This window comes from Bifidobacterium cuniculi (genome assembly GCF_000741575.1).
Classification (GTDB): domain Bacteria; phylum Actinomycetota; class Actinomycetes; order Actinomycetales; family Bifidobacteriaceae; genus Bifidobacterium; species Bifidobacterium cuniculi.
Map to the genome: position 1 here is coordinate 12,883 of NZ_JGYV01000029.1, position 24,658 is coordinate 37,540.

Annotated in this window: 26 protein-coding genes, 1 tRNA gene and 1 pseudogene; 3 read left to right on the forward strand and 25 right to left on the reverse strand. The window is 64.9% G+C overall.

Annotated features, from left to right (window positions below):
- Nucleotides 1-136: 136 nt before the first annotated feature.
- From clpB to BCUN_RS10285, 13 genes are all read right to left on the reverse strand, one after another.
- Nucleotides 137-2,836: an ATP-dependent chaperone ClpB gene (clpB, locus tag BCUN_RS10230; RefSeq protein WP_034258676.1), complete on the reverse strand. Its 2,700-nt coding sequence runs from the start codon at nt 2,834-2,836 to the stop codon at nt 137-139.
- 255 nt (nt 2,837-3,091) lie between these two features.
- The gene (locus tag BCUN_RS10235; protein ID WP_033516492.1) at nt 3,092-3,910 is read right to left on the reverse strand and encodes a fumarylacetoacetate hydrolase family protein; all 819 of its coding nucleotides are present in this window, start codon (nt 3,908-3,910) and stop codon (nt 3,092-3,094) included.
- Nucleotides 3,911-3,920: 10 nt separating this feature from the next.
- Nucleotides 3,921-4,397, reverse strand: a complete 477-nt coding sequence (locus tag BCUN_RS10240) for a hypothetical protein (protein ID WP_033516494.1) — start codon at nt 4,395-4,397, stop codon at nt 3,921-3,923.
- A gap of 224 nt (nt 4,398-4,621) precedes the next feature.
- Nucleotides 4,622-5,107: a prealbumin-like fold domain-containing protein gene (locus BCUN_RS10245; protein ID WP_152598125.1), complete on the reverse strand. Its 486-nt coding sequence runs from the start codon at nt 5,105-5,107 to the stop codon at nt 4,622-4,624.
- Between the two features lie 4 nt (nt 5,108-5,111).
- A complete protein-coding gene (locus BCUN_RS10250; protein WP_033516498.1) occupies nt 5,112-6,080 on the reverse strand; it encodes an isopeptide-forming domain-containing fimbrial protein in 969 nt (322 codons plus the stop codon).
- A 242-nt stretch (nt 6,081-6,322) separates the two neighbouring features.
- The gene (locus BCUN_RS10255; RefSeq protein WP_238552422.1) at nt 6,323-9,022 is read right to left on the reverse strand and encodes a DUF7604 domain-containing protein; all 2,700 of its coding nucleotides are present in this window, start codon (nt 9,020-9,022) and stop codon (nt 6,323-6,325) included.
- A 444-nt stretch (nt 9,023-9,466) separates the two neighbouring features.
- A complete protein-coding gene (locus BCUN_RS10260; RefSeq protein WP_033516531.1) occupies nt 9,467-10,474 on the reverse strand; it encodes a class C sortase in 1,008 nt (335 codons plus the stop codon).
- A 158-nt stretch (nt 10,475-10,632) separates the two neighbouring features.
- The gene (locus BCUN_RS12485) at nt 10,633-10,797 is read right to left on the reverse strand and encodes a hypothetical protein (RefSeq protein WP_156100157.1); all 165 of its coding nucleotides are present in this window, start codon (nt 10,795-10,797) and stop codon (nt 10,633-10,635) included.
- A gap of 11 nt (nt 10,798-10,808) precedes the next feature.
- Nucleotides 10,809-10,958 carry a hypothetical protein gene (locus tag BCUN_RS12490; protein WP_156100158.1) on the reverse strand — a complete coding sequence of 50 codons (150 nt, stop codon included), beginning with the start codon at nt 10,956-10,958 and terminating at the stop codon, nt 10,809-10,811.
- A gap of 426 nt (nt 10,959-11,384) precedes the next feature.
- A complete protein-coding gene (locus BCUN_RS10270) occupies nt 11,385-12,212 on the reverse strand; it encodes a YggS family pyridoxal phosphate-dependent enzyme (protein ID WP_033516505.1) in 828 nt (275 codons plus the stop codon).
- Nucleotides 12,213-12,242: 30 nt separating this feature from the next.
- Nucleotides 12,243-13,232 carry a tRNA glutamyl-Q(34) synthetase GluQRS gene (gene gluQRS / locus BCUN_RS10275; RefSeq protein WP_051921045.1) on the reverse strand — a complete coding sequence of 330 codons (990 nt, stop codon included), beginning with the start codon at nt 13,230-13,232 and terminating at the stop codon, nt 12,243-12,245.
- A gap of 14 nt (nt 13,233-13,246) precedes the next feature.
- Nucleotides 13,247-14,116, reverse strand: a complete 870-nt coding sequence (locus BCUN_RS10280) for a DUF3152 domain-containing protein (RefSeq protein WP_033516507.1) — start codon at nt 14,114-14,116, stop codon at nt 13,247-13,249.
- A gap of 93 nt (nt 14,117-14,209) precedes the next feature.
- Nucleotides 14,210-14,944, reverse strand: a complete 735-nt coding sequence (locus BCUN_RS10285; protein ID WP_033516509.1) for an MIP/aquaporin family protein — start codon at nt 14,942-14,944, stop codon at nt 14,210-14,212.
- Between the two features lie 419 nt (nt 14,945-15,363).
- Here BCUN_RS10285 and BCUN_RS10290 point away from each other — a divergent pair, with 419 nt between their 5' ends.
- A complete protein-coding gene (locus tag BCUN_RS10290) occupies nt 15,364-16,101 on the forward strand; it encodes a glycoside hydrolase family 26 protein (protein WP_033516511.1) in 738 nt (245 codons plus the stop codon).
- A gap of 73 nt (nt 16,102-16,174) precedes the next feature.
- On the opposite strand, the gene BCUN_RS10295 is transcribed toward BCUN_RS10290, so the two are convergent.
- The 8 genes and pseudogenes from BCUN_RS10295 to BCUN_RS10325 all read right to left on the reverse strand — a co-directional run bounded on the left by BCUN_RS10295 (nt 16,175) and on the right by BCUN_RS10325 (nt 20,314).
- Nucleotides 16,175-16,618, reverse strand: a complete 444-nt coding sequence (locus BCUN_RS10295; protein WP_420796480.1) for a very short patch repair endonuclease — start codon at nt 16,616-16,618, stop codon at nt 16,175-16,177.
- Between the two features lie 126 nt (nt 16,619-16,744).
- A complete protein-coding gene (locus BCUN_RS10300) occupies nt 16,745-17,044 on the reverse strand; it encodes a type II toxin-antitoxin system RelE family toxin (protein ID WP_033516513.1) in 300 nt (99 codons plus the stop codon).
- Nucleotides 17,041-17,349 (reverse strand): type II toxin-antitoxin system Phd/YefM family antitoxin, encoded by a 309-nt coding sequence (locus BCUN_RS10305; protein ID WP_238552423.1) that lies wholly within the window; start codon nt 17,347-17,349, stop codon nt 17,041-17,043. The genes BCUN_RS10300 and BCUN_RS10305 overlap by 4 nt, the downstream gene beginning before the upstream one ends.
- A 219-nt stretch (nt 17,350-17,568) precedes the next feature.
- On the reverse strand, nt 17,569-18,198 hold the full coding sequence (locus tag BCUN_RS10310; RefSeq protein WP_033516517.1) for a YesL family protein: 630 nt from the start codon (nt 18,196-18,198) through the stop codon (nt 17,569-17,571).
- 7 nt (nt 18,199-18,205) lie between these two features.
- Nucleotides 18,206-18,673: pseudogene (locus BCUN_RS10315) on the reverse strand (carbohydrate ABC transporter permease); the annotation flags it as partial.
- A 200-nt stretch (nt 18,674-18,873) separates the two neighbouring features.
- Nucleotides 18,874-19,302 carry a S26 family signal peptidase gene (locus BCUN_RS13010; protein WP_420796481.1) on the reverse strand — a complete coding sequence of 143 codons (429 nt, stop codon included), beginning with the start codon at nt 19,300-19,302 and terminating at the stop codon, nt 18,874-18,876.
- Nucleotides 19,303-19,622: 320 nt separating this feature from the next.
- A tRNA-Lys gene (locus BCUN_RS10320) sits at nt 19,623-19,696 on the reverse strand.
- Between the two features lie 216 nt (nt 19,697-19,912).
- The gene (locus tag BCUN_RS10325; protein WP_238552424.1) at nt 19,913-20,314 is read right to left on the reverse strand and encodes a hypothetical protein; all 402 of its coding nucleotides are present in this window, start codon (nt 20,312-20,314) and stop codon (nt 19,913-19,915) included.
- A 243-nt stretch (nt 20,315-20,557) separates the two neighbouring features.
- Here BCUN_RS10325 and BCUN_RS10330 point away from each other — a divergent pair, with 243 nt between their 5' ends.
- Nucleotides 20,558-21,331: a hypothetical protein gene (locus BCUN_RS10330; RefSeq protein ID WP_152598126.1), complete on the forward strand. Its 774-nt coding sequence runs from the start codon at nt 20,558-20,560 to the stop codon at nt 21,329-21,331.
- A gap of 112 nt (nt 21,332-21,443) precedes the next feature.
- Here BCUN_RS10330 and rplI read toward each other — a convergent pair whose 3' ends face one another.
- The 4 genes from rplI to rpsF all read right to left on the reverse strand — a co-directional run bounded on the left by rplI (nt 21,444) and on the right by rpsF (nt 23,191).
- The gene (gene rplI / locus BCUN_RS10335; RefSeq protein ID WP_033516521.1) at nt 21,444-21,890 is read right to left on the reverse strand and encodes a 50S ribosomal protein L9; all 447 of its coding nucleotides are present in this window, start codon (nt 21,888-21,890) and stop codon (nt 21,444-21,446) included.
- A gap of 20 nt (nt 21,891-21,910) precedes the next feature.
- A complete protein-coding gene (gene rpsR, locus BCUN_RS10340; RefSeq protein WP_006295709.1) occupies nt 21,911-22,159 on the reverse strand; it encodes a 30S ribosomal protein S18 in 249 nt (82 codons plus the stop codon).
- A 75-nt stretch (nt 22,160-22,234) separates the two neighbouring features.
- Complete coding sequence (locus BCUN_RS10345) at nt 22,235-22,849, reverse strand: single-stranded DNA-binding protein (protein WP_033516525.1); 615 nt, start codon at nt 22,847-22,849, stop codon at nt 22,235-22,237.
- 54 nt (nt 22,850-22,903) lie between these two features.
- The gene (gene rpsF / locus BCUN_RS10350; protein ID WP_033516527.1) at nt 22,904-23,191 is read right to left on the reverse strand and encodes a 30S ribosomal protein S6; all 288 of its coding nucleotides are present in this window, start codon (nt 23,189-23,191) and stop codon (nt 22,904-22,906) included.
- 291 nt (nt 23,192-23,482) lie between these two features.
- Between rpsF and BCUN_RS10355 the strand changes: the two genes are divergently transcribed.
- Nucleotides 23,483-24,496, forward strand: coding sequence for a ribose-phosphate diphosphokinase (locus BCUN_RS10355; RefSeq protein ID WP_033516529.1), 1,014 nt, complete (start codon nt 23,483-23,485; stop codon nt 24,494-24,496).
- Nucleotides 24,497-24,658: the final 162 nt, after the last annotated feature.

Below are 24,658 nucleotides of genomic sequence, written 5' to 3' on the forward strand. Positions count from 1 at the left end.
GCCGCACCATAAGGGGGCACCGGCCTTGCTATAAGGGGCACGACATGCCGGCGAACGGTGAACGTTCGCCGGCATGTCGTGCCCCTTATAGCAAGGCCGGTGCCCCCTTATGGTGCGGAAGAGCGGCCGGGTGGCCTCAGTCGCCGATCTCCTTCTCCTCCGGGTCGACCTTCGGCCAGCTGCCGGACAGCTTGACCTCGGAGTCCTCCGGGTTGGTGTCGCCAGCCATCGGGTCGTCCTCGTGCACGCTCAGCTCGAGGTGCTCGCCGCCGGTGTGGTCGACGAGCACGGTCTCGCCGTCCTTGATCTGGCCGGCCAGCAGCATGCGGGCCAGCTGGTCGCCGACCTCGGTCTGCACCAGGCGACGCAGAGGACGGGCACCGTACGCCGGGTCGTAGCCGGTGTCGGCGAGCCATTCGCGGGCCGAGGCGGTCACGTCGAGGGTGATGCGGCGGTCAGTCAGGCGCGAGGCGACCTGCTTGACCTGCAGGTCGACGATCTTGCCCAGCTCCTCGCGGGTGAGCGGCTGGAAGATGATCGTCTCGTCCAGGCGGTTGAGGAACTCGGGACGGAACTGCGCGTGCACCGCGTTCATCACCGCGTCCTTCTTCTCCTGCTCGGACAGGTCGGGGTTGATCAGGAACTGCGAGCCGAGGTTCGAGGTCATGATCAGGATCGTGTTCTTGAAGTCCACGGTGCGGCCCTGACCGTCGGTCAGGCGGCCGTCGTCGAGCACCTGCAGCAGGATGTCGAAGACTTCCGGGTTGGCCTTCTCGACCTCGTCGAAGAGCACCACCGAGTACGGACGGCGACGCACGGCCTCGGTGAGCTGGCCGCCCTCCTCGTAGCCGACGTAGCCGGGGGCCGCGCCGATGAGGCGGGAGACGGAGCTCTTCTCCATGTATTCGGACATGTCGATGCGCACCATGGCGTGCTCGTCGTCGAAGAGGAAGTCGGCGAGCGCCTTGGCCAGCTCGGTCTTGCCCACACCGGTCGGGCCCATGAACAGGAAGGAGCCGGTCGGGCGGTTCGGGTCGGAGATGCCGGCGCGCGAGCGGCGCACGGCGTCGGAGACGGCCTGCACGGCTTCGCCCTGGCCGATGACGCGCTTGTCGAGGTAATCCTCCATGTTGAGCAGCTTCTCGTTCTCGCCCTGCATGAGGCGGCCGACGGGCACGCCGGTCCATTCGGACACGATCTGCGCCACGGAGTCGGCGTCGACGTGGTCGGGGACCATCGGCTCGTCCTGGTGGGCGAACTCGGCTTCCTGCTCGGCTGCCTGCTCGGCGGCGGCGAGTTCCTTCTGGATGGCGGGGATCTCGCCGTAGAGGATGCGGCTGGCCTGGGCGAGGTCGCCCTCGCGGGTGGCCTTGTCCGCCTCGACGCGCTTCTCGTCGAGCTTGGCGCGCAGGTCGCCGACCTTGTTGTGGCCTGCCTTCTCCGCGTCCCAGCGTGCCTTGAGGCCGGCGAGCTGCTCACGCGCGTCGGCGAGTTCGGACTGCAGCTTGGCGAGGCGGTCCTTGGAGGCGGCGTCCTCGGCCTTCTTGAGCTGCATCTCCTCCATTTCGAGGCGGGTGACCTTGCGCTGCAGTTCGTCGATCTCCTCGGGCTGGGAGTCGAGCTCCATGCGCAGGTGCGCGGCGGCCTCGTCGACCAGGTCGATGGCCTTGTCGGGCAGCTGGCGGCCGGTGATGTACCGGTTGGACAGCGTGGCCGCGGCGACGAGGGCGTCGTCGCCGATGGTGACCTTGTGGTGTGCCTCGTAGCGCTGCTTGAGGCCGCGCAGGATGGCGACGGTGTCCTCGACGCTGGGCTCGCCGACGTACACCTGCTGGAAGCGGCGTTCAAGGGCGGGGTCCTTCTCGATGTTCTCGCGGTACTCGTCGAGCGTGGTGGCGCCGATGAGACGCAGTTCGCCGCGGGCGAGCATCGGCTTGAGCATGTTGCCGGCATCCATGGAGCCTTCGGCGGCGCCTGCGCCCACGATGGTGTGCAGCTCGTCGATGAAGGTGATGATCTGGCCGTCGGACTGGCGGATCTCGTCGAGCACGCTCTTGAGGCGCTCCTCGAACTCGCCGCGGTACTTGGAGCCGGCGACCATGGAACCCAGGTCGAGGCTGATGAGGCGCTTGTTCTGCAGGGTGCTGGGCACGTCGCCGGCGACGATGCGCTCGGCGAGGCCTTCGACGACGGCGGTCTTGCCGACGCCGGGCTCGCCGATGAGCACCGGGTTGTTCTTGGTGCGGCGGCTGAGGATCTGGATGACGCGGCGGATCTCCTGGTCACGGCCGATGACGGGGTCGAGCTTGCCGTCCTTGGCGCGCTGCGTGAGGTCGGTGGAGAACTTCTCCAGCGCCTTGTAGCTGGCTTCGGCGTCCGGGCTGGTGACCTTGGCGCCTCCGCGGACCTCGGGGATGGCCTTGCGGATCTTCTCCGCGGTCACGCCGTTGGCCTCGAGGATCTTCGCGGCCTCGTTCGGCTTGGCTTCGACGATGCCGAGCAGCAGGTGCTCGGTGGAGACATATTCGTCGCCCATTTCCTTCATGGCCTTCTCGGCTTCGACGATGGCCTGGGTGAGCTGGCGGCTGGCCTGCGGCTGCGCCGTGGACGAGCCAGAGGCGCTGGGCAGCGCGACCAGGGCGTTGCGCACGGCGGCGCCGATGGTCTGCACGTTGCCGCCGCACTGTTCGACCAGGCCGCGGATGACGCCGTTCTGCTGACGCAGCAGTGCGTCGAGCAGGTGCAGCGGGTCGACCTGCGGGTTGCCGGCTGCGGATGCGCTCTGAATGGCGTCGCCCAGTGCCTCCTGGGCGAGCGTCGTGAATTTCTGTTCCATAGAGTTCCTCCATACACACGCCGGGGCTGCGGAAGCGCTGCGCGCCGGCGGTTGTCGTTCTGTCTGATATGGTCAACCAGCAGCCCGGCCAGGTTATTCCCAAAACTTGAGCGAGATTCACTCAAGTTTTGACCCCCGGCGACAGGCAACCTGTCCGACGAATCATCCACCGCCATTGTGCGCCCGAAACGACAAACGGCTGCCCGCTTTCAGCGGACAGCCATGTACGGGAGGAAGTGTTATGCGTGCCTCATCTCAGCCCTGAACGACCACGTTGCGCAGGTCGCCGAGGCCCTCGACGCGGACCACGGCTTCGTCACCGGGGTGCAACGCACCCGAGGCATACGGCGTGCCGGTGAGGATCACGTCGCCGGGCAGCAGCGTGGAGAAGCTCGAGATGAAGGCGATCTGCTCGGGGATCGAGTGGATCAGGTTCGCGGTGGTGCCGGACGCCTCGGGCACGTCCTCGCCATTGAGTGTGAAGGAGATGTGCGCATCGGAGGAGTCGAACTCGTCCTTCGTCACGATCCACGGACCCAGCGGGCAGGAGGTGTCGAAGCCCTTGGCTCGCGTCCACATCGGATCGCCCTGCTGCAGGTCGCGCAGGGTCACGTCGTTGACGCAGGTGAAGCCCAGCACGTAGTCCAGCGCCCGCTCCGCCGGCACGTCCTTGGCCACGCGGCCCATCACCACGGCCACTTCCGGCTCGAAGTTCATGTCCTGCGAATAGCTCGGATACACGATCGGGTCGTCCGGACCGATCACCGACGTGGACGGCTTCATGAACACCACCGGCTTGGCCGGCGCATGCTCCACCGTGGACTGGCCGTGCTCGAACATGAACTGCGCATGCGCCTCGTAGTTCTTCGCCAGGCCGTAGACCTTGGAGGGAATCACCGGGGAGAGCAGGCGCACGCCGTCGGCGTCGAGCGGGATGCGCTCGCCCGTGGGGCTCACCTGACCGATCAACGGGTGGCCGTCGAGCACCACGAGGTAGTTGAGGCCGTCTGAGGCGTCCTTCTGGACGAAGGCGTACTGGGGGGTATCATTCCTGGAAAAACGTGCAAGTCTCATACGTGCCAGTCTACGCGCCAGGATGCACCTCGGACTTGTCCAGTTGTTCGAGACGGGAGGAGAGGTCCAGCACTTGGCGCTCCAGCTCGTCGATACGGCGTACTTGCTGGTAGATCAGCAGGTCACGGATGTCGCCCTGCTCCCCCGTCAGCACCGGCTCGCCGGCCAACGGTGCCTTGCCCGGCGAGAACGGCGTAGTGCCCGGCGCAGTCCGGGCCGAACGCGGCTTGCGCACCGTGGGCACGCCCATCGCCTTGCGCCAGCGCGCGATGGCGCATTCGATGCGCTTGTAGCCGATGAGCGACGGGTCCAGTCCCGCCTCGCGGAACAGGCTCACCGGCGAGACGCCCTCGCCGTAGCGTTCCACGCAATAGGCCTTGAAGGCCTCGGTGTACGTGATGCGTCGCGCCGTGGCATCCGCCACCGCCGGCAACGTCTTGAGATATGCGACCTCTTCGGCACTGAACGTGCCGCCCCCGCTGGTCACTGGCTTGCTCCTTCTGCTTGTCGCGTGGTTGGGCCGTGCGCCCCGGTGCCCCCACTGCCACGCATTGTCCTGGGTTTCCTTGGTTCGTGGGCTTGGATATGGGTAGACGCCCCCCCGAGCGACGGGAGGGCGGCGCGGGGTGCCGGACAGTCGGTTTGATGGCGTCGGCGGACCGGAGATAGGAGCCCACCGGTGCGAAAAGAGTCCGGCACGTGTGTGCAATCTCAGCCGCGCAGCTGGCGCTTGAGGCTGTTGGAGCGCACGGCGATCAGGGCCGCGGCGCCGCCTAGCAGCAGCGCCATGACCACGAGCATGATGATGCCCGCAGCACCGGTGAGCGGCAGCTGGGTCACGGACTTCACGTTCTTGACGGTGTAGGCGTCATCATCGCCCTTCTGAAGCAGGCCCCAGGCGTCCGTGCCGAAGGTGACGTTTCCGTCGGCATCGATCGTGACGGTGAATTCAGGCTGCACGTTCTGGAGGTAGCCTTCCGGGACCTTGGTCTCCTTGACGGTGTAGGTGCCGGCGGCCAGGCGAGTGAAGCTCACCTTGCCATCCGTTCCGGTGGTGACGACGCTGTCCTTGTAGTCAGCGTCGATGTTGTCACCGGAGATGGTGAACTCGGCACCGGCCAGCGCATTGCCGTCGGCATCGGTCTTGGTGAAGTCGAAACCGTAGGAGTTGAGCTTGACCGGGGTGCCATCCGCAATGAACTCAGTGGTGTTGGGGGGCGACCGAGGCGGTGTTCGTGTACTCGTTCACTGCCTGCTCGTTGACCGTGGCGTTGTAGGTGACCTGGACGGTCTGGCCGTCCTTGCCCTTGACATCGCCGAGGTCGATGATGGTCTCGGTCTCGCCGTTCGCGTTCGTGGAGGAGGTCACGGTGAAGTCGGCATACGGCTCACCGTTGATGGTGACGCCGAAGCCGCTCTTGTCCGTGGGCATGTCGAGGCCCTTGGAGGCAACGTCCTTGATCTTGTAGGTGAAGGGGTCGTTGCCTGCAGTGCCGGGGATCACGGAGGTGATGACATAGCCGAGGACATCGCCCTGGGTCACCGTGCCGTTGATGTCACCCGACACGGTCTTGCCGGGCTTGGATGGCTCAGTGGGCTTCGCGTATGCGACGCCAAGGGTCTGGCCGTTGAACTGGTCGTACACCTTGCCGTCATGCTCGATGGCCGTGCCCACCAGGATCGGGGCACCGGCGGAATCGATGATCAGGTAGTAACCGGGAGTCAGGTTCTCCAAGAGGGCCGCCCCATCCTTGCCGGTGGCAGTCGCCGCGGCATCAGGCTTGCCCGTGGCCTTGGACAGTTCCTCGGCAAACCGGCGCAGCTTGGCGCCGTCCGTGGTCTCGTTGAGCGTGGTCATGTACGCCAAGACATTGCCCTTGTATGCATCCGGGATGGTGTCCGGCGAGATGGCCGTCGTGGCGGCCTCGGCGATGCTGGGCGAGGTCCACGTGGCCTGGTTGAAGTCCACGGAGGTGACCTCGTCACCCGTGAGGACTTCGTTCACGTAGGTACCCAAGGGATAGGCGGTGAAGGTACGGCCGCTGACATCGCCCGTGATGGTGATCGTATTGGCACTGTCCGCCGCGTTGGCCGACGTGGCGCCGATTGCCAGGCCGCCGAGCATGGTGGCCGCGGCGGCGACACCGGCGAAGATTCGCTTGAGGTTCATGGTGCGTGTTTCCTTCTCTGTGTTGTTGTCCGGTCGCTTGGCGGATGCCTTGCGACCGGGCGGCGTGGTCACGTTCTTGCGAACGCCTGTTGCGCAATGTCCCCTTGAAATGCTCCGAGCCATTGCACGACATCTTGTGGTTATCCGGTCCATCCCGGGGGATGGAGGGGGAATCCGCGGCCCCAGAGGGGCGGAGAGAGAAAGGGGTTGCCTGGTTCTGCGGCCGCGGAAGTCTTATGGGGTCAGACCTGGCTGCGCTTGCGCCAGACGGCAACACCTCCCGCACTCAGGAGCGCCAAGGCGCCCAATCCGCCACCGATGACGAGCCAGAGCAATGGAGTCGCCCCGCCCTCACCAGTCAAGGGAAGTTTGCTGACCGGCTTCAGCCTGTTGGTGAAGGCGGCAAGGTTCTTGTTGGCGTCGGTGGCATCCGAGTCGCCATCCGGGTACGTGTAGGAGACGGTGGCCTTGACCGTGCCGTCGGCGTTGAATTCCGGGTCGCCGGCCGTGTTCCTGGCGACCGTGACGGTCACGCCCACCTGGTCCTGGTCCCAGATCCAGCCTTCGGACTGCGGATCCTGCTCGTTGACCGTGAACGCGTATGCCTTCGAGGTTTCGCCAGGTGCAGGCAGCTGCAGGGTCACGGTGCCGTCGAAGGCGCCCGTCCTCTGCTGGTCCCGCGTGAAGGGGCCGGCAACGGTGGTGTCCGCGGACGTGAAGGCGGTGGTGCCGTCAGTGGTGGCGCCCGTCAGGCCTTCGCCTGCGTTCAGGGTGAAGCCGAAGTCGCTGTCCGTGTCCGTTCCCTGGACCGTCTTGCCGACCTGGATGTTGCCCAGGCTGAACGTGGCGGTCTTCGGGTAGTTGGTCACGGTCGTGAAGTAGCCGCTGCCGCCATCGGTCTGGTTGGCGTCCAGGTTCCATTCTCTCTTGGCGTCGTACTGCGTGTAGTAGGCGTCATAGGAGTGCTCGGTCACGGTGAAGGTGCGGTCGACGTCCGCCACCGGAATCCAGACCGTCGCGTGCCAGTCCTCGGTGGCGGCATCGTTCGGGTCCGGCGCGACCTTGACGTTGTCGTAACCGGTGCAGGCCTCGCCAGCCGCGGTCCTGCAGCTGATGTCCACGAGGATGGAGTCGGGACGGTCGGCGGTCGGCACGCCGACCCAGTGCTTCTCCACGGTGAGCTTGGCGAACTTGGACTCGTCCACCTGGATCACCGGGTGGGGCATCGGCACGTCCTTGACGGGATCCTGAGAATTGCCGTCCACGCGGGGCGTGTAGTCGATGGTTGCCTTGTCGTTGCTGCGGAAACCCGGCTGTCCGGCCGAACTGGCGCCCGTCTCGTCGTCGCCCTTCACGCCGGCGTACGCGCCGTCGGCGCTGCCGGAGTTGAGGTTGGAGGCGTAGTCGTCATAGGCCTTCTGGGTGGGCTCCACGGTGTACTCGAGGCTGTAGCGGTAGCCGTCGTGCAGCGCATAGTTGTCCGGGAAGCTGACGCTCACCGTCTTGGTCGCCGGGTTGGCGGTGATGGCGTAGGTCTGGCCCTGCTCGTCGGGCAGCCCGACCGCACTGGGATCAACCACTTTGCCCTGCGCATCGCGGATGACCAGCTTCGCTCCGAAGTTTGCGGCATCGGGCTGCGTGAACTGTGCGTACTGCGACAGCGTGTCCGTCATGGTGACGTTCTCGTAGGCGGTGCCCGAGGTCACGATGTCGATGAGCTCGTCGAAGATTCGCTGCAGGTCGGTGCCTGCGGTCACGGCCTGGTAGTAGACGTTCCCGTACTTGCCTTCGCCGGGCGAAATCATGGAAGTGGCGTCGGGGAAGTTGCTCGACACGTAATTCATATATTTGTTGACCTTATCCGTGCCGGTCGGGTTCGCATCCGACATGGCTCCGATGGCGAAGATGGTCGCTCCGGCAGCTTTGAGGGTGTGAGCTGCTTCAATCGCACTATTGGCTACGTTTTGTTCAAATCCAGTGCCGTTGCCGGGGCTAACGGAGTCGCTCTTCGAATGGTTCGGTTCGCCATCACTGTAGAAGATCACCATCTTCTGCGCATTGGCTCGGGAGCCCTTATCCAGTTCCTGTTTCGCGAATTCCAAGCCGTAGTCAGCAGACGTCGCACCGCCCTCCGTCAATGCGTCCACGGATGTGCGAATCTTGTCCATCTGGCTCGTCAGAGGCTGCACTACCTGCGAATAGTTGTAGGTATATTCGCCCTCGGTGTACGTATCATTACCAACTGTCGTATTCTTCTTAGCTGCATACTTGATGAGCGTGACCTGGACCTTGCTGTCCGGGTTCGCGATGGTCTCGTTCTGGGCGGCCAGCTGAGTGAGGAATTCATCCACGGAGGCCTTGAGGACCTGCAGACGTGTCTGTCCTGTGGACACCTGCCTCACTTGATAAAACTTCGTATCAGGACTGACACCTGTAGGCGTGCTCCCGTTGTAGGACACATTGTACGAAGCACCTTCGGCTGTCTGCCAAGTCGTGCAGACAGTGGAAGTGAAAATGTGACCTACAGTCTGCATCTTGCTACACGTCACCGGTTCGTACGTATCGCCATTAGGAACATAGTACGTGTTGCGGTAACTCATGTTCCGCAACGCCACTTCCGAATACTGGTCCCTCATGACGGGTTCATCCATACTTCCCGACACATCGAGCACCAGCGCGATGTCGAGCGGAATCACCTGCTGCTCGGTCGTCTCACTGGACTTGCCGGTCACATCCATGCTCAGGGTGTAGGTGCCGTCGTCGTTGGGCTCGATCTGCTTGTTGAATGCCGGGGCGTCCACGGCCTTAGCCGTCGGCTCGGCGGCCTGCGCCGTGACCTGGGCATCCTGTGAGGGCGCGGTGGACTCGTCGTCATCGCCGTATGCGGATACCGCGGCGCCGGTCATGCCGGCGACCATCGCCAAGGCGCACAACAATGCCACGAGCTTGCTGCCATGGTTCCGGGTACGCACAATCCCTGACTGCCGCCCATGACGGCGTGGGTTCAGGCTGCTTGGTCCCTCCATGAATTCCCTCCAAAGATCTCACTTTTTCAAAGTTCTGAGTGGTAGCATACTTTGGGGAAATTTATTTGTCTGACCTCCAACGGAGTGGATGCAATCCACTCCAAAAAATGGGTTTCCGAACATAACCCCAAAGAAGACCCCTCGAACTTCCCCTTGACATCGGTTGTGAACTATTTGTAACAAATAAAGATGGGCGGATTACCCCCCCCCCCGCAATTTCCCCCCAAGCGCAATTCTTCGTTGAAATTCCAAGGGTTTCTCACCTTCCGACGACAAAGTCGGTGTGCCCCTTCCGCGACACGCCGACCACATGCCTCCCACGGCATTGCCGACCCCTTTATTCGACACACATGCGTGTCGTCACCAATCGCGGCCATGGCGTACGCGCATGAAGCCCTTCCGGCGTCTGCGCAGCAGCGCGCACACCAGCAGCCCGAGCACCAGCGTGACAATCGCGGCCATGGTGCCCGAGGTGCGTCCGTCATGCAGGTCGCTCGGGTTGGGTGCGGGGTACGGGATGCTCACGCGCGTGCCGGAGACGAGCAGGCGCTGGGTGTTGACGCCGTAGGGCGTGCAGGTCATGAGCGTCACGCGGTCCTCGCCGGGCACCACGCGCAGCTGCGAGGTGTCGTCCGGGTCGATCACCGTGATGCGGTCCACCTTGTAGCCGAGGGTCTCCCCCATCACCTCGACGTAGAAATAGTCGCCCTTGACCATCTCATCGAGCCTGGTGAACATCGGTGCGGCCACCAGGCCGCGGTGCCCGGTGATCACCGAATGCGTGTTCGTGCCGCCCACCGGCAGGCTCGTGCCGTACAGGTGTCCCGCCCCCGATGCGAGCGCCTCCTCCGAGGTGCCGTGGTAGATGGGCAGTTCCACGCCGATCTTGGGGATGCGGATGGAGCCCATGACGCCGCCGCCGGTGTCGAGCAGCTGCTGGTAGCGCGTGTCCTTGTCGGCCGCGGAGTCGCCCTGTCCGGAGGCGCTGGAGCTGCCCGAAGCGCTGGCGAAGGGGTCGACGGCCTCGCCGAGGATCGGCTGGCCGCTGGCCGCCAGCTCATGGTTGTACTCCTGTGCCGCCTTGATCTCCTCCTCGGCCTGCGGGTAGGGCCAGCCGAGCACTTCCTGCTGCACGCTCCTGGTCTGCAACGACAGGCTGCGCGACGTCTTCCACTGCAGCACGAAGGGGGTGGCACCCACGATGAGCGCGGCGGCGACGAGCAGGAGGGTGAGGATGCGCATCGCCAGCATGCGCCGGCGCAGCGAGCGGCGCAGGCGCACGACATCAGTGATGTCGGTCGCCTGCGCAAAGTCGAGCGGCTGCCATGGCTGCGTCTGGACCTTGGCCTGCTTGCGCCGTCTGTGCATCATGCTTCCTGTCTTGTTTGCCTGTGGAACCCAACGCCACGTTAGCTTAGCAGCGTGGCGATGGCGCGCAATCCCCTCGAAGCCCCCTTCGAGAGGTCGCGCATATGGCAAGGTGCCCACGCCAATGCCTGGCGCGGGCACCTGGGAAGGGCGACGGCTCAGCCGCGCAGCTGGCGCTTGAGGCTGCGGGCGCGCAGGGCGATGTGTACGCCGGCGCCGCCGAGCAGGGCGATGTGGCCACGGTCGTCGCCAGTGGGCGAGGTGACGGAGGTCACCGGGCTGGTGTAGGTGCAGGTGCCGTCGCCGTTGTCCACGAAGCTCAACGGTCTTGCCGTCAGCGCCTGTGACCTGGAAGGTGGCGCCGGGCGTGCCGGTGCCGGCGCGCGAAGCCGCAGCCGTCGGCGGCGGACTGGTCCGCGGCCGGCGTGGCGTCGTCGACGGTCGCGACGGCTCCGGGGCACATCATGGCGATTCCCATCGCCAAGGCACCTATCATGGCCATCAGCCTGACCACGCGGCCCACTGCCGTCGCCTGAGTCCCGTGTCGGAGTGGGTTCGAGTGGATGGATGCCCCCATTGACATTTTTTACAGGTGTTCCTTGGTGCAGTTCCAGGAATCGACTGATGGGAAGTCTACCCACGGTCACATTGCCCCGCAGGAAGGCTAGAGCCCCTGTACAAATGGCGCCAAATCGGGAAAAGCTCCGCGCACAATTCAGGGCGCAAATATGCAACGCTTCACCAGGGAAGTGACGCGTTGTGTACGGAAAATTTCAGCAACAGCTGGACGCAACCGTGCATCCACCTGCCACACCCTCTTCTCTAGAGGCACAATCCACTCGATGTTTCCCCAACGTTGAAGTCCTCTCCGTTAAAGCGGGTGCCCGCTTTAACATTGGGAATGCGCCCCTTACTTGAAATCCCGCTCCCCGAAGATGCCGGTGCCGATGCGCACGATGGTGGCACCCTCGGCGATGGCCCACTCCTTGTCTCCGGTCATGCCCATGGACAGTTCCCGCGCGCTGGCCACACCGGCGGCGAGCGCCGCGTCGCGCAGTCCGCGCAGGTGCGCGAAACCGGCGCGGACGGTCGCCTCGTCGTCCACGTTCGCGCCGACGGTCATGAAGCCCTGCACCTCGACGCCGTCGAGCGCCGCGACGGCGAGCGCCAGGTCGAGCGCCTCGTCGGGGGCGATGCCGGACTTGCTGTCCTCGCCGGATTCGTTGACCTCGATGAGCACGCCCATGGTGCGGCCGCGCACGGCCATGCGCCGGGCGATCTTCTCGGCCAAGTCGAGGGTGGCGACGGATTCGATCACGTCCGCGTCGGGCAGCACCTTGCCGATCTTGTTGCTCTGCAACTGGCCGATGAGATGCAACGGCAGGCGGTTCAGGGCCTCGGGGTCGTCGGCGCCTTCCGCGGTCTCCAGGTCGCTGGCGCCGATCACCAGGCCGCGCTGGGCGCCCTGGGCGCGCAGGCCGTCGATCTTCGCCACGATCTCCTGCGGCCGGTTCTCCCCCAGCAGCCGGATGCCCGCGTCGACGGCCGCCATGATCTCCCCCACGTCGCGCGTCTTGGAGGCGGCCAGCACCTGCACGGATCCGGCCGGCCGTCCCGCCTGTTCCTCGGCCCGTGCCACGTCGTCGAGGACACGGTGGACGCCGTCGGCGATGCTCCGTGCGCGTGCCTCGTCGATGGACTCGTTCGCCAGGTCCTTGTGTTCCATATACGCCGTCATCGCGTCCTCCTCATGACTCTCCCGCTCATTCTAGCGGCCCGTGCCATCGCCCGCACTCCCGTGTCTGCCGGCCAGCAGTGCGGGCGGGATCTCCACGTCGTCGCGGCGCACCCTGCCCCAGGAGAACATCGCGAGCGCGTCCTGCGCGGACAGTGCCTCGGGGCGGTCGAGCAGCCCCAGCGCCCAGGCGGCGACACCGAGGATGTCCTCGGCGTGCATGCCGGCGGCGCGCATGGCGCCCATGTCGGTGGAGCGTTCGCGCTTGGCGAGCCGCTTGCCGTGCGGGTCGTCGAGCAGTGCGATGTGCGCGTATGCGGGCACGGTGCCGCTGCCGATGCCGAGCCCGGCGAGCCGGACGCGCAGCCACTGCTGCAGCGCGGTGGAGCGCAGCAGGTCGCGGCCGCGCACGATGTCGTCGACGCCCATGAGCGCATCGTCGACGCTGACGACGAACTGGTAGGCGAACAGGCCGTCGGAGCGGCGCATGACGACGTCGCCCAGGTCGGCGCCGACGTCGAAGGACTGCGGGCCGAAGACGCGGTCGTCGAAGCCGACGAGGCCGTCCGGGTCCCCTGGCGCAGGCACGGCGAGCCGCCACGAGTGGCGGTCGCCGCACGCCAGCCGCGCCGACCGCTCGTTTTCGGACAGGCGACGGCAGGTGCCCGGGTAGAGGATGAAGCGGTCGCCTTCCTGGGGCGCGCTGGCCGCGCGGATCTGCGCACGCGAGCAGAAGCACGGGTAGACGAGGCCGTCGTCGCGCAGGTCCTCGAGGATCTGCGCATACAGGTCGGTGCGCCGCGACTGGTAGGAGGGTCCGCCGTCCCAGTCGAGGCCGAGCCAGTCGAGGTCGTCCATGATCCGGCGGTCGGCGCCGGGCACGACGCGCGGGACGTCGATGTCCTCGATGCGCAGCACGATGCCCTCGCCGCGCGACCTGGCGGACAGCCATGCCGCCAGCATCGCGGTGATGTTGCCGATGTGCATGCGCCCCGACGGGGTGGGCGCGAAACGACCGACCAAGCGTGCCTCCCCTTTCAGAACGCGGTCCACAGTTCGCTGTCGAGCGGGTGGATGTTGGGTTTGCAGCCGTCCAGGTGCATCGACTGTTCCTGCATGAGCGGCGCGGGCTGGCCCTCGCCGGCGCAGGTCTGCTCGTTGTCGATGTGGCCGAGCGCGTGGCCGACCTCGTGGTTGATGACCATGGTGCGGTAGTCGGCGAGCGTGCCGCCCGCCTTGAGCCATGCCTCGACGCCGTTGTCCCAGCGTTTCTTGTTGATGATGACGTCGCTGCCCACGCGGCAGCTGTACTCGGCGGAGCACATCGGCGAGAAGCTGGGCACCTGCGAAGGTTCGGACAGGGTGAGCGTCACGTCGCAGCCCTCGGAGACGGGTTCGAAGGTGACGCCGGCGCGCGGCCAGCCCTTGGTGTCGTTGAGCGAACGGTAGATGGCGTTCGCGAAGCCGTCCGTGGAGCCGACCTTGCCTTTCGAGGAGACGCAGTAGGTCATCGTCACCTGCGCCGCCCCACTGGCCTTCGCCGTCTCCTGCGCCTTCGCCATGATCTCCTGGCGTTCCTTGTCGGAGATCGACGCGGACTGTGCGTCGAGCGCCTGCTCTTCGGGCGAGGCCGTCTCGCTGGGCGTCGCCGAGGGTTCGGGAGTCGCCGAGTCCCCGGACGACGGCGTCGCCGACGGTTCCGCAGTGGCCGACGGCGGGGCGGCCAGCGTCACCGCGGTGGCGCCGGGCACATGCCGCTCACCCAGGCCGCCCAGTGTCGCGCGCACGCTCAGCGTGACCGCGGCGACCAGCAGCACCGCGCAGCATGCCACGACGGCACGGCGGATGCAGTAGATGCGTCTTGCCTGTGCGCGTCGCGTCCGTCGACGCCCGTTCGTGCCGGCCATGGCTCCCTCCCGAACGACGGACGGCGGATGGCGCGCAGGTCGACGCGCAGCCATCCGCCGTCCATGACAATCATGAAGTGTTCAGTATACCATTCAGATCGCGAACAGCACCTGGAACAGCCAGGCACCGATGATTGCGCCGCAGATCGGGGCGACCACCGGGATCCACGCCTCGTTCCAGCGCGAGCTGCCCTTGTGCTTGATCGGCAGCACCTGGTGCAGCAGGCGCGGCATCAGGTCGCGGGCCGGGTTGAGGCCGGGGCCGGTCGGTCCGCCCAGGGAGCACACCAGGCCCCACACGATGAAGCCGACGACGATGGAGGCGGAGGCGTAGTTCTCGCGGCCCCACTGCAGCTCGAGGCAGCACAGGGCGCCCAGCACCAGCAGGAGGGTGCCGAAGAACTCGTTGATGAAGTAGTTGATGCGGCTTTCGTGCGCGTCGGTGGTGCAGAAGGTGGCGAGGATCGCCTCGGGGCTTTCCGTCTTCTGGTAGTGCGGGTAGTAGGTCGCGTACACGATGAGCTGGCCGACCGCGGCGCCCAGCACCTGTGCGCAGATGTACGGCAGGACCTGGCTCCAGGGGAACATGCCGTTGACGGCCTGCGCGAGCGTCATCGCCGGGTTGATCTGGGCACCCGAGACGCCGCCGAACATGAGGACGGGGAACATGACGCCGAAGCCGTAGCCCATGGCGATGTTCAGCCATCCTGCCTTGTGTCCCTTGGTGCCGGCGAGTTCGACGTTCGCCACGGCGCCGTTGCCGAAGATCATGAGCACGGCGGTGCCCACGAATTCCGCGGCGAGCTTGGTAAAGAGGGAGTACTCCACTGCTCTTCTTCCTTCACTTGCTTGGGTTGGTTCTCTCTGCTGGGATTGACGCGCCACGCGCGCGGTGCCGTCCGCGACTCACCGTCGAGCCGGGCACGCCAAGGCGCCCAAGGATGAAGAGGCCGGAGAAACCGCGGCTGTGGTCGGGCCGCGTACAGCCGACCACTCTACCCTGCGGCATGCCCAGCGCCTGGTGCCTTGGGTACTTTCGGCGTTATAGGAGGCTTCCGGGGCGCGGACGCTGGGCAGAAGCGAGGGGGTTGCCTCTGGCACTGAAACGATTAAGGCGTTACGGTTCATCGTGACGGCCCATTCGATGGCACGCCCCTCCGGCCATGATGCGAGCCGCGCCCAACGGCGGGTGCGGACACGCCGTCGATTCCCTCGGGACACCGACGAAGGAGAGGCACCTTCCATGCTTGACGCGCCTGTGCATCAGCGCGCTCGCCGCCCTGGGCGCGGTCGGCACGCTCGCCGCGGCCGTGCCGACCGCCGCCGCCGAACCTGCGCCCGTCGCCATCGCGGACCGGCAGGCCTCGGTCGCCAAGCGCGCCCTGTTCGCCGAGCTGCGCGACGGCGACGCAAATTCCCTGCGTTTCGGCCACCAGCATGCCCTCGACGAGCACGTCGGCGACGATGCCGACGGCACCGCCGTGCCCATCGCGTTCCGTCCACTGCACGAGAACAACGGCAGCTGGTTCTGGTGGGGCGCCACCCATGCCAGCACCGCGGAATACAAGGAACTGTTCCGCTACATCGTCGACTACCTGCGCGACGCCAAGGGCGTGCATAACCTGCCCTATGCCTACTCGCCCACCGGCTCCTTCAACGGCGACCCGACGAACTACCTGGCCACCTACCCGGGCGACGCATGGGTGGACCTGCTCGGCTACGACCAGTACATGTCGTCCGGCACCGTCGACACCCGGAACGCCGAAGCCGGGCGATGCCAAAACCCTGGATGCGCCTACGACGCCGAAGTCGGGCGACACGGCCAAGCCCACCCCGAAGCCCTCTGCCACCGACACCAAGCGGCCGAAGGCCATGCGGAAGGGTATCGCCGACACCGGCAGCCAGTCACCATCGCCGTCTTCGGCGCGGCCCTCCTGGCCGCCGTCGCCTGCGTCCTGATGCCGATCAGGAAACGCCACAGCTGACCCACCCCCTATGACCCACACAAGGAAGAGAAACGGAAGGGACGGAGGATCAGGCGTCCCGATCACACGTGGATCACCGGGAACCTGCCGCGTCGCGAATCTGGTCCGCCAGCAGGGCCAGGCGCTCCTCGCGGTGGGCCTTGTCCAGTTCGCACTCCCACACGTCGATCACCTTCCAGCCATCCGCCCTCAGCCGTTCATGCTGGAGGCGGTCGCGCTCGCGGTTGCGTTCGAGCTTGGCCGTCCAGAATTCCACGTTCGACTTGGGAATCGTGAACTTGGGGCACCCCTCGTGGGCATGCCAGAAGCATCCGTTGACGAAGACGACGGCATGCCACTTGGGCAGCACCACATCGGGATGCCCCGGGTAGCGTTTGTCGTTCTTCCTGAACCGGAACCCGCACGCGAACAGGTAGCTGCGCACCATCCGCTCGATGGAGGTGTCCTTGCCGCGGATGGAGGCCATGATCCTGCTGCGCTGCGGCGAAACCGGTGCCGAATCGTTCACGCCACCCATGGTAGCCAGGGCCGCTGAGGTCACGTTTTTCGTCCGGGAACAATTGTGCGCTCCCACAGGGCGCACAATTGTTCCCGGACGAAAAACGTGGCCTACCGCACTCACTTCATCCGCCGCACAGTCTCCTTATAAACAATAAGCAGCTTCATCATCTCGCACGCCCACCACGATGACGGTCATTCCCCGCTCCGAGCGCTGCAGCTGGTAGACGATGCGGATGCCGTCGCCATGGAGCTTGACCTTCATCAGGCCTGTCAGGTTGTTGCCCCGTTTGTCGCCCAGAGGCTTTCCGCACCCTCCCTCGGCCTGCGGCAGCGGGTTCTGCGCCACTTTCTCGATCGCCTTGAATACGTGGCTCTTGGTCGGTTCCCTCAAACGCGAGACGTCGCGTTCCGCCTGCCTGAGATAACGAACGGTCCAGCTCATTCGAACTCCGGTTCATACCCGTCGTCGACAGGCTCATAGTCATCACCGAATACCTGCTCCGTGGTAAGCCGCTGACCGTCGTCATGGTCCACGCGGTCCATGGTGAGCAAGTACAGGCGGTATTCCTCCGCTTGCTCCACCAGGTACTTGTAATCAGCCGGGGTGAGCAGTACGGCAGCCGGCTGGTTGTTCTTCAGGATGACAGCCGGCTGGTTGTCGCGCAAATCGTTGATGGTGCGGCTCGCCCCTCCATGGTTGAGCGTCGAAATGGGAATGAGCCGGTCCAGGATAGTCGCGTCAGACACGATATCCTCCATAGATTTATCATTATTCACATACCAATAAGTATGCCATCTTATATCCTTCGCTCTCTGGAGGCATCCTCATCGCAAGCAGCCGTCAGGCAATACCGAACACATTTTTCGGGGCCGGGGAAATCGTGTAGGCCCTGGGACTGCACAATTTGAAATTGTGCAGTCCCAGGGCCTACACGATTTCCCCGGCCCCGAAAAATGTGTCAGACCTCAGGCCCCGGAACCAACCTTGGAAGGATTTCCGGGCCGCCCGTCCCGCACATCCATCCCCGGCAGGCGGCCCCAGGAATAGATGACGGCGAGCGCGACGGCCAGCCCGGGCAGCTTCCAGTAGACGAAGACCGCGAGCGCCGTCACGGCAGCCAGCATGAACGAGCAGCGTGGCCTGGCGACCACCATCATGACGGCCGTCCGCACGACCCAGCCCGTCGGCTCGTCGAAGTTGGCGCGCACGGCCCAGCTGGCCATCACGAACAGCGCGTAAGCCACGTTGACGGCGAGCAGGATGTCGGACACCGCGAAGCCGGCGGTGCCCAGGTCATTGCGCTGGACGAACCAGTATTCCCACAGCAGCAGTGCCCACACGACAGCCTGCGGCCAGCCGAAGCGGTTGGCCGCGAGCAGTTCGCTCTTCCAGGCGCGGTGGAAGACCCGCCAACTGCGCGCGGCCGACCACGAGCGGTCGTCCTCGTCGCGCAGCCAGGTGCGGTAGAGCGTGTGGCACATGGCCAGGGAGGGGAAGAAGCCGCCGACGACCAGCCCGGCCAGGGTGTGCACGACCATGGCGACATGCGCGACCAGCACCATGAGGACGATGCGGACGAGCGCGAAGCGTTTCACGTGGAACCTATCCCTTCACCGCGCCGATCATGACGCCCTTGTTGAAGTACTTCTGCAGGAAGGGGTAGATGACAAGCAACGGCAGCGTGGAGACGATGATGATGCCGAACTTGATCTGGTCCGCGGCACGCTGCGCGTCGGCCACGCCGATGCTGGTGGTGGAGGTGTTCTGGTTGACGAGCAGCAGCTGCTGCAGGACGTTCTGCAGTGGCTGCCTGGTGTCGTCGGTGATGTAGATCAGGCCCGTCATGTAGTCGTTCCAGTGGCCGACGAAGTAGTAGAGCCCGATGACGGCGATGATGGCGCCGGACAGCGGCAGCACGATCCGCACGAAGTAGCCGAAGTAGCTCAGGCCGTCGATCTGCGCCGCGTCGTGGAGGTCCTCGGGAATCGACGTCTCGAAGAAGGACCGTGCCACGATGACGTTGTACACGCTGACGGCGCCGGGCAGGACGAACACCCACATCGAGTTGAGGCTCTTCGCGTTTGAGTGTGTAAGGGCCGTGTCTCATCATTGTTTGCGTGATCAATAAAAGAGATGACGGGGCACGGCCCTTACACACTCAAACGCGAAGAGCCAGATTAACCAGGACCCCATACGCATACGCACCCATCGCGATTCAGGCAAAGTCGCCCCGCCCTTCCTCCTGCCGCCTGGCGGCAAGGGCCCGAACGTCACCGGCAAAACGGCTGCGCCACGCATCCACGTCCGATACCATGGCATGGTCGGCAGTGTCTTCCTCCGCATCTGGTCCGCCATGACGGCGACGCAGGGCAACAAGCCCCAAGACAAGCCATGGCAGATACATCAGGAGCAGTCCCGGCCACACACTTCCACGGGCAGCGAATGCGACGCCTACGATCAGCGGAATCCAAATCCACGTCGCTCCGCCGCACACCACCCGACAACATGGCAATCCGGGACACCGCCACACGGTCCCCCACCAGGAGCGTGCCCGCCATGGACGACGAAGGAATCAGGAACACCGGAAACACGAACACGCGCACCACCAGCACGCACACCACGGCAACCGCCACGACCCGCACCTCAGACCACACACGCCGCACCACGGACTCCTTCCCGCAAGTCCGCCAGCCAACCATAATCACTTGCCGCGCATTCGACCAATAGCCGCCACGGCCATCAGTGGCGAACAGTTTCCCTTGACCATGGCTTCTCTCCTATGCTCTTGCAGTGCCCCTTCACGATCCCAACAGAACTTACCGTATCCTCGCAAGGCAGCGACAGGCAATGGGCATGCAACGCCATTTGCCCAATATGTTTCCGAATGAGGCGAACATGGCAACTCTGCACATGCCGACATGGGCGGCCCGGTCAACCACAACCGACGGAACGTCCGTAAACCAGAGATCCAAGCAAAATACAAGAAAGCCCCGGCCGCAAGGCCGAGGCTTCTGGTCGGTGCCCCCTCAGGGATTCGAACCCTGGACACGCTGATTAAGAGTCAGCTGCTCTAACCAACTGAGCTAAAGGGGCGTTGGTCGAACCGAGTGATAAATATACTCAGATTCCACACAATCGCAAACCCTCGGCGTGTCGCAATATCGCACGCCCGGTCAAACCTCAACATTTCCAAGGAAAACAGCCCATCAAACCCATCGTGGAACACCGCGCGGCCGTCACGGCAACCAACGGCCGCCACCGATCGCTCAATCGCCAATCTTCACAATTTCTTCACAAATGTGGTCCCGTCTACTCCAGGTCCACTGCCATGCAGTCGCCGGTGCCGTAGCCGTTCGCGGTGCACCAGGCGGAGGCGGCATCCACGGTGTCGAAGGACTCGCCGCTGAGGATCACGTAATAGTCCGCCGCGTTGCCGTGCTTCGTGTAGTTCGGGTAGTCGACCGCCCAGATCAGCAGGGCCTTGGGATGCTTGGCGTGCAGCTTGAGGAACTGCCGGTAGATGTCCACGTAGGTCCACGTCTTGCCGTCGATCTGCATACCGTACTTCTTGCTCGACAGCTGCGTGGTGTAGTGGTCGTAGAAGTCGGTGGCGTCGGAACCGTCCTCGTCGAGCTGCTCGGACAATGCGGCGAGCGCGTACTTCTCACGGTCGTCCTGGGCGATGTCGGCACCGCCCAGCGCGCCGCCCACGCCGGCGGCGGCCCTGTCCTCCCCTGTTCGCCGGTCTGCCAGACGACCTCGAGGTCGTCTGCGTCCATCTCGTCGACGGGCTGCCAGCACTGCAGGTCGTCGAAGGCGAGGGAGAGCTTGGCGTAGCCGTCGTCGAAGGCGAGCGGATGGTCGGCGAAGTCGTAGATGGCGGCGGCCACTACGTCGCCGGAATCGTCGTCCTTGAGGGTGACGCGTACGCCGGATTCGCGGTAGGTGCCGTAGGTGCAGACTGCGTCGGTCAGTTCGAGCGTGGCAATGAGCGAGGTGCCGTCCTGGCGCACGCCGCCCACGGTGGCGTCGGGCGTCGCCGTGCACGACTGGCCCTGTGCATCCTTGCCGTCCCCGGCCTGGCTGCCGGCATCGGCGTCGCCTGCCTGGCCGCCCTGCGTCGGCGACTGGCAGGTCTCCAAGCCGCTGACCAGGCGCGTATCCGTGACCTACCCGACGGCGCTCGACGGCTTCACGATCAACGGCGTGGCCGTCTCCGCGCACAACGCGGTCGAGATGCCTGCGGATGGCAGCGCCGTCTTCGTGGCGTACCCGGGCGTCTACCAGGTGGGCATCGGCGAGTCGAAGCTCCTGTCCGCCAAGACGGTCACCGTCTCCACGGCCGACGGAGACGGCAGCCACGAGCTGTGGGTGGAGGCCACCGACGAGCTGGTCGCTGCGCTGCAGGAGCAGGTGGACGCCAAGGTCGACGAATGCGCGAAGGAGAAGGGCACATCGCCCTATGGCTGCCCCTTCCGCGCCTACACGTACTCCACGATCCGCAACTTCGCGTGGACGGTGAGCCAGTACCCCAAGGTCACGCGCAACGTGTCCGTCCAGGACGGCACCTTCACCACCTACGGCGGCACGATGAAGTACACCTACGAGGAGAAGCGCTCCTCGGGGTGGACACCGGACAACGGGTCGTCGGAAATCGGCGCCATGCCCGGCACCTTCGACATCGACGGCGACACCGTGCATGTCGACTTCGACACGTCCGGCTTCTGACGGTGCACCGGCCCGTCTAAGCATGGGGAAGGCCCCCGCGCACACGTGCGCGGGGGCCTTCCCCATGCTTAAGCTCAGGCAACTGATGCCTTGATGATGCGGATTGCCGCGATTACTCGGCGACGACCTTCACGAAGAAGTTCGCGGTGATCTCCGGGTGCAGGGCCACGGAGGCCGGGAACTCGCCGGTGGTCTTGATGGTCTCGACGGTGATCGTCTTCGGGTCGACGGCGACCTTGTCGGCCAGCGCCTTGGCGATCTGATCGGTGGAGATGCCACCGAACAGCTTGCCGGACTCGGAAACCTTGGCGGGGATCTCGACGGCGATGCCCTCGATGAGGCCCTTGGCCTCGACGGCGCCCTCACGGGTGGCGACGGCCTTGGCCAGACGTGCACGCTTCATGGCCTCGGCCTGGGCGGCGGCACCCTTGCTCCACGGCATGGCGTAACCCTGCGGGATCAGGTAGTTGCGGGCATAGCCGAGCTTGACCTCGACGATGTCGCCGGCATGGCCCAGATCGTTGACGGACTTCTTGAGAATAACCTTGGTGTTAGCCATTGCTCTTGCTCCTCCTCGACTCAGCGGCCGTTGGTGGCGTACGGCAGCAGGGCCATCTCGCGCGCGTTCTTGATGGCGGTCGCGATCTTGCGCTGCTCCTGGACGGTCACGCCGGTGATGCGGCGGGAACGGATCTTGCCGCGGTCGGAGATGAACTTGCGCAGCAGGGCGACGTCCTTGTAATCGATTTCGGTAACCTTGGCAGCCTTGAGCGGGTTCGGCTTCTTCTTGAACGGCTTCACCGGCGGCTGCGGCCTCTTGCGTGACATCTTTCTTATGCTCCTTGTAAGCTTCGTATGATGCTATGGGTTGAATGAATGTGAGGGGTGGTATTCGATTCGGCCCTAGAATTCGGGCTCGCCGGAATCGTTGCCGAACTCGGCGGGGGCCCCGAAGGTACCGAAGCTGGAAGAGCCCGAATCGGGCGTGTTCCACGGGTCCTGTGCGGGGGCCTGCTGCTGGGGCGCCGCGAAGTTGCTGGCGCCGCCGGCGTAGCCGCCGTTGTTGAAGCCGCCACCGTTCTGCTGGTAGCCGGCATTCTGGTTGAATCCGCCCTGCTGGTTGCCCACGAACCCGGAGTTCGCGGACTGGCGCGTGACCTGTGCGGTGGCGCGGCGCAGCGAGGGACCGATCTCGTCGACACGCAATTCCACGACGGTGCGCTGGGTACCGTCCTGAGCCTGGTAAGAACGCTGCGTCAGACGTCCCTGGGCAATCACGGTCATGCCCTTGGACAGCGAATTCGCAATGTTGGTGGCCAGTGAGGTGCGGCCGGAATCCCAAGCCGAGCAGTTGAGGAAGAGCGTGTCGCCATCCTCCCACTGGTTCGTGTTGCGGTTGAACTGCCTCGAGGAGGACGCAATCGTGAAGTTCACGACGGTCGAGCCGCTGCTCACGGTGCGCAGCTCGGGATCGCGGGTCAGGTTGCCCACCACGGTGATGATTGTCTCACCTGCCATAATCGTTCCTTCCTTCAGACGTTTTCTCTAGCGGAAATGCGAATACCAGGTGGATTACTTGCGAAGAATCTTGGTGCGAACGATGGTCTCGCTCAGGTTCATGACGCGGTCGAGCTCATCGCTGGTAGCGGGCTCGCAGGTGTAGGTCACCACGACGTAGTTGCCCTCGGTCTTGCCGTCGATTTCGTACGCCAGCTTGCGACGGCCCCAGATATCGACGTTGTCGACGGTGCCGCCCTCCTTGGTGACGATCTCCATGTGCTGATCGGTCAGCTTCCTCAGACCGTTCTCATCCAGTTCAGGATCGGCAATGAACATCATTTCATACTTATGCGCAGACATCACCCACCTCCTTCGGACTTGCGGCCACGGACGTTCCGTGGCAGGAGTGTGTTTGCGTTCGTGCCCGCGTCGCCGTGCCCGAGTATGCGGAACCCGGCTGGCGGGACAACTTGTCCAATCGTAGTGCGCGGGCACGACACGCACGGCCATGCCGACGGGGCGTTCCGCAGTCCGACGGCGGCGGACGCGCGGCGGGCGACGACGGAACGTGGCTCGCGCACATACAGCCGCGCTGTTATATTGGAGAGGCTTGAATATCCGCCACCCTCATCCACAGTCGGAAAGGCCATCATGTCTGCAGTTCTTGAAGGCACCCCAGATAAGCGACTTGCATTGGTAACGGGGCGAGCCTACCCCGAACAGGCGGAGGAGACCGCGCATTTCCTGGGCACCACGGTGCTGCCGACGACGGCCTACGACTTCGCGAACGGCGAGATGTACGTGCGGTTCACGGAACCGGTGCGCGGCGCCGACGTGTTCATCATGCAGGCGCACACCCAGCCGATCAACAAGTGGATCATGGAGCAGCTCATCATGATCGACGCCGCCAAGCGCGCGTCGGCGGCGTCGATCACCGTCGTGGCGCCCTTCCTGGGGTACTCGCGGCAGGACAAGAAGCACCTGGGACGCGAACCGATCACCGCGAAGCTCGTCTTCACGCTGCTCAAGGCAGCCGGTGCCGACCGCGTGATGACGGTGGACCTGCACGCCGCGCAGGAGCAGGGCTTCTTCGACGGCCCGGTCGACCACCTGACGGCCATGCCGGTGCTGCTGGACTACATGCGCGGGCGCCTGCCGTTGGAGAACACGACGATCGTCTCGCCGGACGCGGGCCGCATCAAGGTCTCCGAGCAGTGGGCGGCCAAGCTGGGCGGCCTGCCGCTCGCCTTCATCCACAAGACGCGTGACACCACGCGTCCGAACCACGCCGAGGCGCACGGCATCATCGGCGACGTCGAGGGGCGTGACTGCGTGGTCATCGACGATATGATCGACACCGCCGGCACCATCACCGAGGCGGTGCGCACCCTGCACGACCACGGCGCCAAGTCGGTGACGCTGGTCGCTACCCACGGCCTGCTCTCCGGCCCCGCAGTGGAGCGCCTGCGCGACTGCGGCGCCAAGGAGATCGTACTCATGGACACCGTGCCGATCCCCGAGGAAAAACGCTTGCCGAACATGACCGTCCTGAGCAGCGCCCCCCTCCTGGCCGCCGGCATCCGTTCCGTCTTCGAGTCGAGGAGCGTCTCGAACCTCCTCAACGGCCTCCCCGAGGACCTGAAGACCCGGAACATCTACGCCTGACCCCTATTTTCTTAAAGCGGGCACTGACTCGGGGTCTTTTTCGGTGGTAAAGCGGGCACTCGGACAGGGACGTTTCCTCACTTAAAGCGGGCACCCAGTCGAGGCGAAACGCGAATTAAAGCGGGCACCGGCTTGAAGAACTCTTGGTTCTTCAAGCCGGTG

Excerpts from the sequence above, each read along its gene's own strand:
- clpB (WP_034258676.1), bottom strand. The coding sequence starts at position 2,836 with ATGGAACAGAAATTCACGACGCTCGCCCAGGAGGCACTGGGCGACGCC.
- BCUN_RS10235 (WP_033516492.1), bottom strand. The coding sequence starts at position 3,910 with ATGAGACTTGCACGTTTTTCCAGGAATGATACCCCCCAGTACGCCTTC.
- BCUN_RS10250 (WP_033516498.1), bottom strand. The coding sequence starts at position 6,080 with ATGAACCTCAAGCGAATCTTCGCCGGTGTCGCCGCCGCGGCCACCATG.
- BCUN_RS10260 (WP_033516531.1), bottom strand. The coding sequence starts at position 10,474 with ATGCACAGACGGCGCAAGCAGGCCAAGGTCCAGACGCAGCCATGGCAG.
- BCUN_RS10270 (WP_033516505.1), bottom strand. The coding sequence starts at position 12,212 with ATGACGGCGTATATGGAACACAAGGACCTGGCGAACGAGTCCATCGAC.
- BCUN_RS10280 (WP_033516507.1), bottom strand. The coding sequence starts at position 14,116 with ATGGCCGGCACGAACGGGCGTCGACGGACGCGACGCGCACAGGCAAGA.
- BCUN_RS10295 (WP_420796480.1), bottom strand. The coding sequence starts at position 16,618 with ATGGGTGGCGTGAACGATTCGGCACCGGTTTCGCCGCAGCGCAGCAGG.
- BCUN_RS10300 (WP_033516513.1), bottom strand. The coding sequence starts at position 17,044 with ATGAGCTGGACCGTTCGTTATCTCAGGCAGGCGGAACGCGACGTCTCG.
- BCUN_RS13010 (WP_420796481.1), bottom strand. The coding sequence starts at position 19,302 with ATGGTTGGCTGGCGGACTTGCGGGAAGGAGTCCGTGGTGCGGCGTGTG.
- rplI (WP_033516521.1), bottom strand. The coding sequence starts at position 21,890 with ATGGCTAACACCAAGGTTATTCTCAAGAAGTCCGTCAACGATCTGGGC.
- rpsR (WP_006295709.1), bottom strand. The coding sequence starts at position 22,159 with ATGTCACGCAAGAGGCCGCAGCCGCCGGTGAAGCCGTTCAAGAAGAAG.
- BCUN_RS10345 (WP_033516525.1), bottom strand. The coding sequence starts at position 22,849 with ATGGCAGGTGAGACAATCATCACCGTGGTGGGCAACCTGACCCGCGAT.
- rpsF (WP_033516527.1), bottom strand. The coding sequence starts at position 23,191 with ATGTCTGCGCATAAGTATGAAATGATGTTCATTGCCGATCCTGAACTG.
- BCUN_RS10355 (WP_033516529.1), top strand. The coding sequence starts at position 23,483 with ATGTCTGCAGTTCTTGAAGGCACCCCAGATAAGCGACTTGCATTGGTA.